General features: G+C 59.3%; 5 protein-coding genes. All 5 read right to left on the reverse strand.

What is annotated here, in order from left to right; all coding sequences use genetic code 11:
- Positions 1-46: 46 nt before the first annotated feature.
- Entirely contained in the window at positions 47-916 is an 870-nt protein-coding gene (locus tag ACR0D6_RS21195; protein ID WP_170656140.1) for a DmsC/YnfH family molybdoenzyme membrane anchor subunit, read from the reverse strand.
- Positions 916-1,680, reverse strand: coding sequence for a 4Fe-4S dicluster domain-containing protein (locus ACR0D6_RS21200; protein ID WP_480452979.1), 765 nt, complete (start codon positions 1,678-1,680; stop codon positions 916-918). The genes ACR0D6_RS21195 and ACR0D6_RS21200 overlap by 1 nt, the downstream gene beginning before the upstream one ends.
- Positions 1,681-1,788: 108 nt before the next feature.
- Positions 1,789-4,611, reverse strand: coding sequence for a molybdopterin oxidoreductase family protein (locus ACR0D6_RS21205; protein ID WP_480767000.1), 2,823 nt, complete (start codon positions 4,609-4,611; stop codon positions 1,789-1,791).
- 27 nt (positions 4,612-4,638) lie between these two features.
- On the reverse strand, positions 4,639-5,670 hold the full coding sequence (locus tag ACR0D6_RS21210) for a putative sulfate exporter family transporter (RefSeq protein WP_170656134.1): 1,032 nt from the start codon (positions 5,668-5,670) through the stop codon (positions 4,639-4,641).
- A gap of 55 nt (positions 5,671-5,725) precedes the next feature.
- Positions 5,726-6,733: a phosphate acetyltransferase gene (pta, locus tag ACR0D6_RS21215; protein ID WP_480767001.1), complete on the reverse strand. Its 1,008-nt coding sequence runs from the start codon at positions 6,731-6,733 to the stop codon at positions 5,726-5,728.
- Between the last annotated feature and the right edge of the window lie 99 nt (positions 6,734-6,832).

Genomic DNA, 6,832 nt, shown 5'->3' on the forward strand with positions numbered 1-6,832 from the left:
TCCATCCGTTCTGATTTGAACGCGCAGAAAAGTGCCGGAACGTCCTTCATTTCCCGTAGTACAACCTTACGGCATGTTCGGCCTGTGCAAAGAACAGCCAGCGCGAAACGGCGACCCCTGCAAGGTGCGACGCCACTGCCAACAGTGCGGTGACATGATGGAAAGGCAGCAACAGCAGGATGACGGGGACCACGAATGCAAGGACAAACGATATGATCCGCAGTTTTGCGGCATGTTTCCTGCCGACCACATGAACGAATTCGCGCAGCAGGTAATTGGTGCCAGTATGCGGCGGCTCAAATGCCCGAACCTTGCCGCGCGCGCCCAAGCCCGTAGCTGTCCCCAGATCGGTTCCGGAGCCCGAGAATGCCTGATCCCCCAGTTTCCAGTAGGCCAGCTGGACCAGCGCCGCGATCACCAGCAAAACCAGTGCGACCCGAATCTGCCCCGCCAGCAAAGCGCCACCGGCGAGGCTGAAAGACAGAAACATGGCCGGCGTCAGCTTCATGTTCCAGCGCGGAATGGTCTTCAGCTGTGTGTAGATCATCGAGGTGGTGAAAACGGTCGCGATGGACAGCAGCGATCCGACCACGCCCAGAACACCCCAACGCGCGTCCAGAAAAATGGTGCCGATGGCGTAAAGCCCCATGACGATCAGTGCGAGGACTGCACACCACCCCTCGCGCGAAAGCCAGCTGGAACGCCATTGGGTAAAGGCCTTCATCGCTCTTTCAGGGTGACCCAGATGAAAGGTCGAGGCCAGAAGCCCGCCCACCGCCAGCGCGTAGGCGATGGCGAAGAAGACAAAGGCGACCCAGCCCGACACTGCCGGAAAGCCAAGGCCCAGAAAGAACAGCAGGCCAAACCCTAATCCTGAAAATGTGGTGAAGAGGATGACGGAAGGTGCGGGATGCATCAGGCGTTACCTCCGGGCAGTTTGTCGAGTGCCTTGTCCAGCCAGTTCAGGAACCCTTTAGGCTCGTCCGCCACCGGGGCGAGCAGAGGTGCAAGAACGTCAGTTTGATCTTCGATCCTGTCCTTGGGACGGGGCGGCAGGTACTTGTTGACCGGCTTTGTGCCCATTTCAGGCATCAAGTCCATGCCGCCGCGTTCTGCGACCAGTTTCGACACATCGCTGTCGGGGTCGCCCAGATCGCCGAAATGGCGTGCACCCGCCGGGCAGGTGCGGACGCAGGAGGGGATACGATCCACTTCGGGAAGGTTCTCGTTATAGATCCGGTCGACGCAGAGCGTGCATTTCTTCATCACCCCTTCGGCCAGATCGAGTTCACGCGCACCATAAGGGCAGGACCAGGCGCAAAGGCCGCAGCCGATGCAGTCGCTTTCGTTGACCAGTACGATCCCGTCCTCGACCCGCTTGTAGCTTGCACCGGTCGGGCAGACGGTGACGCAGGGTGCGTCCTCGCAATGAAGGCAGGATTTGGGGAAGTGAATAAGTTGTGCGGGGCCATCAGGGGGTTGCACCTCGTAGGAATGAACCCGGTTGAGGAAAGTGCCTGAGGGGTTCGCGCCATAGGCATCCTGATCCGACAGAGGCGCGCCGTAGTTTTCGGTGTTCCAGCCTTTGCAGGAGATCACGCAGGCGTGGCATCCGACACAGGTATCCAGGTCGATGACCAGGCCCATTTTACGTTCGGTGGAATTCGGTAGCTGGGTCATGTCAGTGAACCTCTGCTTTTTGGGGCAGGGAAGGGGCCAGCCCCCTCTTGAGCCTGCTGCTCAATTCACCCACGGAGTATTTCTGGCCAGATGAAGAATGGTTCAATGTCATTTGCCCACCTTCCACGCGAGGTTTTCGGGGCCATGGCCAACTGGAGAGTTGATGGGGGGGAATTCAGGTTGGCTTTCCGTCATCTCATCCGGATTGGCGGCTTTTTCGATTTTGACCTTCAGATCGAACCATGCGGCCTGACCGGTGATCGGGTCTGAATTGGCCCAACGCAGCCCGTCTCCTTTGGGGGGCAGCAATTCGTGGATCAGGTGGTTCAACAGGAAGCCTTTGGTTGCTTCGGGCGCGTCCTCCTGCAGGGCCCATGCACCTTTGCGTTTGCCAATGGCATTCCATGTCCAGACGGTGTTGTCGTTGAGCGCTGCCATTTCCATCACGGGCACGGTGATTTCCCCGTGTGGCGAGGTCACCTTGGCCCAGTCTCCGTCCTTTAGCCCGTGTTCGCGCATCAGTTTGGTTGGCACATATAGCGGATTGCGCCCATGCAACTGCCGAAGCCAGGCGTTCTGTGTGCCCCAGGAATGGTACATGGCCATCGGGCGCTGGGTGAGCGCGTTGACGGTGAAGCCTTCGTTCCCGGTCTGGTCGGTTTCGTACCAGATTGGCAGTGGGTCCATTGTTTCGCTGATGCGCGCGCGCAGGTGATCGGGGGGTTGCCGTTCACCGTGGCCTTCGGCTGCCAACTGAAATTTGCGCATCGGTTCCACGTAAAGCTGGAACAGGTAGGGTTGCGGGCTGTCGTAGATGCCCATACCCACGGCCCAGTCCTGATAAGCTGTATTCCAGGGTTTATAGTAATCCGCCCCTTCGGGAATGTGCGCCACATAGAAACCGCCGTTTTCGATATAGCGGTTCAGCTGGTCAGGATTCACTTCGCCCCGGCCTTCCTTGTCGCCGTCTTCACCCCGGAAACCCGCAAGCGGGCCGATGCCCGGTTTGCGCTCGTGATTGACGATGTAGTCGGCGTAGTCCTTCCATTTCGGGCTGCCGTCCTGATGGGTGAAACCGGGCAGTTGCATCCGGTTGGCCAGTTCGATCAGAACCGACTGAAAACCCCGCACATCGCGATCCGGTTCGATCACCGGCCAGCGGATCGCGTCAGCGGCTGCGTCGGCCTCGCAGATCGGCCGATCCAGCAGGGAAATGCAGTCATGGCGTTCGAGATACGTGGTGTCGGGCAGGATCAGGTCGGCATAGGCCACCATTTCCGAGCTGTAGGCATCGGAGTAGATGATGCGCGGTATCACATAGCCGCCATCGTCATCGCGGGCCGTCAGCATCTCGGTCACACCTTTGGTGTTCATCGACGAGTTCCACGACATGTTGGCCATGTACATGAACAGCGTGTCGATCTTGTAGGGGTCACCGGCATAGGCGTTGGAAATCACCATATGCATCAACCCGTGGGCCGACATCGGATTTTCCCAGGTAAAAGCCTTGTCGATGCGCGAGGGGCTTCCGTCCTCTTTCAGAGCCAGATGCTCGGGCCCACGGACAAAGCCCAGATGCGGTCCTTCCAGCGGGCGGCCCGGTCGGCCGTTGCTGTGAGGGGTGGGGTGCGCCTCGACCGGTTTGGGATAGGGCGGTTTGAAGCGGAAGCCGCCGGGAACCTCGACCGTCCCCAGCAGTATCTGAAGCACGTGCAGTGCACGGCAGGTCTGAAACCCGTTGGCGTGGGCCGAAATACCGCGCATAGCGTGGAAGCTGACGGGGCGGCCCGTCATCTTGTCGTGCTTTTCGCCGCGAAAGTCAGTCCATTCCTGATCCAGCTCAAACGCTTCATCGAAGGCGACGCGGGACAATTCCGCAGCGATGGCGCGAATTTTGCTTGCTGGTATCCCGCACTTTTCCGCAATCGCTTCCGGAGCGTATTCGTCGCTGAGATAGCGTTCGGCCATCATATGAAAAACCGGCCTGTGCGTTATTCCGTCTTTCTCGTAGGTGGCCGACAAATCGGGGCGCACGCCGGGCTTGTCAAAGGCAGTCAGCTGTTTGGTCGCGCGGTCGATCACCAGCGGCTTGCCGTCCTCATCACGCAGGAACAGGCCCTTTTCCGGTCCGTCCCCGGCGTTCACAAGCACCGGAGCATTGGTGTAGCGGCTAAGGTATTCCAGATCGATCCTGCCCGCTTTCATCAGAACATGGATCAGGGACAGAATGAACAACCCATCGGTTCCGGGCGTGATCCCAACCCAGTCATCCGCGACAGCGTTATAGCCGGACCGGATCGGGTTCACCCCGATTACCTTGGCGCCACGCTTTTTGATTTTCCCGATGCCCATTTTGATCGGGTTGGAATCGTGGTCTTCGGCAACGCCGAACAACATGAACAACTTTGTGTGTTCCCAATCGGGTTGGCCGAACTCCCAGAATGCGCCGCCCATCGTGTAAATGCCTGCAGCCGCCATGTTGACGGAACAGAACCCGCCATGGGCCGCATAGTTGGGCGTGCCGAAATTCTGAGCCCAGAACGATGTAAAGCTCTGCGACTGATCGCGCCCTGTGAAAAAGGCCAGTTTTTCAGGCGCGGTTTCGTGCAACTCATTGAGCCAGCCAACCGCGGTGCTCAGCGCTTCGTCCCACGATATTTCCCGGAATTCGCCCGACCCCCGCGGCCCCACCCGTTTCAGCGGCGCTTTCAGGCGCGACGGGGCGTTGACCTGCATGATGCCTGCGCTGCCCTTGGCGCACAGAACGCCCTTGTTTACCGGATGGTCGCGATTGCCCTCGATATAGGCGACCTTGCCATCCTTCATATGCACGTTGATACCGCATCGGCAGGCGCACATGTAGCAGGTGGTGCGCTGGATTTCGTCCGAAACTTTGGGCGATGTGTCGATCTTCGGTTGCTGGATGGTCATCTGGCGTCCTTCTGTCGGGGCGGGGTCTCAGGTCAGGAAGGTAATTCCCGCAAGTATCACTCCGGCAATGAAAAGTGTTTCAACAATGATCAGGGCGATGGCCGCGCCTCCGACCGACAGTACCTGTTTGAGATTGGTTTTCATACCGACGGCGGCAATTGCGATCAGCAGCAGCCATCGCGAGGCCTGACTGAGCATTTCGGTGACAAATGGCGGGATCAGCCCAAACGAACTGATGGTGGCCAGCACCAGAAAGCCGATAACGAATCCTGGCAGGATCGGTGGTCTTTGGCCCGTTTCATCCATATCGGCAAAGTTGCGGATGATCAGTGATGCCACAAGAACCACCGGGGCCAGCATTGCAACCCGGAACAGCTTGACCAGTGTCGCGGTGTCGCCAGTCTGTTCCGAGATTGAAAAGCCTGCGCCAACCACCTGTGCTACATCGTGGATCGTGCCACCAAGGAACACTCCGCCTGCGATGTCATTCATGCCCAGCGACCGAACAAGAATGGGATAAGCGATCATTGCAATCGTCGAAAGAACCGTCACGCCAAGGACGGTGAATATCAGACGCTCTTCCGATCGTTCGTCCTTTGGCAGAATGGCGCTGATTGCCATGGCGGCCGATGCGCCGCAGATGGCGACGGACCCGGCGGTGAGAAAGGCAAATCGCCACTTGTGCCCAAAGAACCGGGCAACCAGCAATCCAAATCCGATGGTTGCAAGCACCCCACCGACTACCAGCGCGATCAGATCCCAACCCAGCCCCATCATCAGGTTCATCGATACACGCACGCCAAGCAGGGCAACGCCCAGCCTCAGCAGCGTACGGGCCGAAAATCCGATTCCTTCGACGGCCTTGCCATCCTCGCTCAGAAAGCTGACAGCGATGCCCAGCAGCAGGGCCAGCAGCATGGCGGGCGTCGCATAGTGTTCGGACAGGAACTTGGCGGTTATGGCGACAATCACCGAGACGATGATGCCGGGGAACAGAACGCGGATACGCTCTTTTGTCAGATTGGCCAGGTGTCCCGATTGGGTGGTCGCAGCAGCCATTGCGGTTAGACTTTCCTTTTCTGCCCGGCTGTTTCGCGTGCCGGGACAAATCGAATTACGTGTTTGATGCCTGCAGGATGGTGACGGCGATCATCTGTGTCACATCCTCGGCACTGCAGCCGCGCGACAGGTCGTTGGCTGGTTTCGCCAATCCCTGCAGCACTGGACCGATTGCGGAATATCCCCCCAGACGCTGGGTGATCTTGTAGCCAATGTTGCCGGCGTCCAGATTGGGGAAGATCATGACGTTGGCCTGGCCCGCCACTGGCGATCCCGGGGATTTGCGGTCGCCGACCGAAGGGACGAAGGCCGCGTCGAACTGCAACTCGCCATCAACCTCCAGATCGGGGTTGTTTGCCTTCACAAGGCCGGTTGCCTCGATCACCTTGTCCACCGCGGGATGTCTGGCGCTTCCTTTGGTGGAAAAGCTCAACATTGCGATTTTCGGCTCAACCTGCAGCAAGGCCCGGGCGGATTGCGCCGAGGTGGCCGAGATGGCCGCCAGTTCACCGGCGTTTGGGTCGATGACCAACCCGCAATCCGAATAGAGCATCGCCCGGGCACCTTCGGGTGCGCCCGCAGGCGGGTACATAAGAAAGAACGACGACACCATGCCGGCATCGGGTGCCATTCCAATGACCTGAATGGCAGTGCGCACTACGTCGCCCGTGGTGTGGACTGCGCCGCCGACCGTCCCGATGGCATGGCCCAGCCGTACAAGCATTGCGGCATAGACCAGCGGTGTTTCAGCGGCCTTGCGCGCGGCGGTTTCATCCACGCCCTTGTGCTTGCGCAAGGCGTGATACTCGGTGGCGAATGCCCCGGTCAAAGGTGACGATGCGGGATCGTGGATTTCAATGCCGTCACCGGCCTCTGTACCTTCGGCAGACAGCGCGGTCTCGATTTCGGCCTGCGCTCCAACCAGAATAATGTCGGCCAATCCGGCCTTTTTTGCGGCCAGCGCCCCCGCGACAATGCGGGGATCGCTGCCTTCACTCATTGCAACGACAGGGCGGGTGTCCGGGGCGCGTTCGCGCAACAGCTCGATCGGTGTTTTGGTCATGCGTCCCGGTCCTTACCCTATTGTTTACTGGGCGTTCATGTCGTTGGCGCTGACGCCTGCGACTGCGACGGGTTTTTTCATGGCGTCGCGGCGGAAGGG

This window comes from Ruegeria sp. BJ6 (genome assembly GCF_056537885.1).

Coding starts and splice junctions, on each gene's coding strand:
- ACR0D6_RS21210 (WP_170656134.1), bottom strand. CDS start 5,670: ATGGCTGCTGCGACCACCCAATCGGGACACCTGGCCAATCTGACAAAA.
- ACR0D6_RS21205 (WP_480767000.1), bottom strand. CDS start 4,611: ATGACCATCCAGCAACCGAAGATCGACACATCGCCCAAAGTTTCGGAC.
- pta (WP_480767001.1), bottom strand. CDS start 6,733: ATGACCAAAACACCGATCGAGCTGTTGCGCGAACGCGCCCCGGACACC.
- ACR0D6_RS21200 (WP_480452979.1), bottom strand. CDS start 1,680: ATGACCCAGCTACCGAATTCCACCGAACGTAAAATGGGCCTGGTCATC.
- ACR0D6_RS21195 (WP_170656140.1), bottom strand. CDS start 916: ATGCATCCCGCACCTTCCGTCATCCTCTTCACCACATTTTCAGGATTA.